Annotated in this window: 1 protein-coding gene; it reads right to left on the bottom strand. The window is 42.3% G+C overall.

Annotated elements, in window-relative coordinates; translation table 11 throughout:
- Nucleotides 1-313: 313 nt before the first annotated feature.
- Nucleotides 314-1,255: IS110 family RNA-guided transposase (locus PSR9079_RS23340; RefSeq protein ID WP_149983451.1), on the bottom strand; the 942-nt coding region annotated here is incomplete at its 5' end.

Here is a 1,255-nt window from a genome sequence, read left to right as displayed (position 1 = left end):
CGTTGGTATGACTCCCACTGTCAAGTTAAACACACTGATCCTTGCCTAACTTTTTAAGCCATAATTACTTCAGCTCGAATTAGAGCGAGTTAATACATAGGATGAAGCAAGTAATGTCGTCGGTTATCTTGCTGATATTCGTTGGTTATTACTATTTCTAGTAACAGAGCAAACCTTACTTAGTTCGTCGTGGCACCTGTCTTCAGTCTATGTTCGTGGTTCAATGCAGCGTTAGCTGCATTGCCATCCTAACGCCGTCGGTGGTTGTGCCACACCCGATGCTTGATCCTATGCATTAACTCTAATTCGTTTATCATGCGGGTACTCTTGCCAATCTAAGTTTTGTATTCACTGGCGTAAGTACCACTTCTTTAGCAATGGCCCATATGTACGCAATCATTTCTCGGGCAATTGCGGTGACAACCAGGTTGTAGTGTTTCCCTTTGGCTATCATTTTTTTATAGCGCTTGCAGAGCCTAAGTTGTGCTTTCCACGCAATATCAATAATGTCCTTTGGTAAACCTTCTTGTCGTTTTTGCATATCTGTCGATATATTTGCTGCATAGCGATAAGTGTGCGCGCCTTCAATTAGTAGGCGTCTTGCTCGGCCATTTCCGCATTTTGTGATAGCGCCAATATGGCGTTTGCCACCACTCGAGTGTTCACTGGGTACAAGACCGAGATAACTCATTAATTTACGGGGATGATCGAAGCGCGTTAAATCGCCAAGCTCAGCAACAACACCGGTGGCGACCAACAAACGAACACCTCGCATTGCTTGTATTGCTTTAACAACGGGATAATAACGCCATTGATGAACGTGATGTGTAAGTTCATTATCTAATCGTTCAAGTCGACTTATTCGCTCGGTAATTGTTTGTAAAAACTCTTGTAAGACGATGTGCTGTGCTGGGTGTGGAAGCACAAGCTCAGTGAGCCAACGTAAATGTTTTTGTGACCAATTTGCAGTGCCTTTGTAATTAATATTATTACGAAGCAGCAGTGCTTTTAATTGATATTTAACATCTTTTAAATCTTTCATGGCCACTTCGCGTGCACGAGATAAATCACGTACAGCTTCATCTTCAGGCTCGGGAACATAGATAGGTGTTAAATCTTCAGATTTAAGTAATTTAGCGAGCTTAAGGGCATCACGTTTATCGGTTTTAATCTTCTCGCCTGGTTTTTTAGGAATAAGAGACGGGGCAACCACATAACAGCAATGGCCAAGGCTTGTGATTAATCTGTAAATCCA

Source organism: Pseudoalteromonas rhizosphaerae (assembly GCF_902498845.1).
Classification (GTDB): domain Bacteria; phylum Pseudomonadota; class Gammaproteobacteria; order Enterobacterales; family Alteromonadaceae; genus Pseudoalteromonas; species Pseudoalteromonas rhizosphaerae.
The sequence above is the reverse complement of the archived record's forward strand: the minus strand, read 5'-3'. Positions and strand labels throughout refer to the sequence as shown.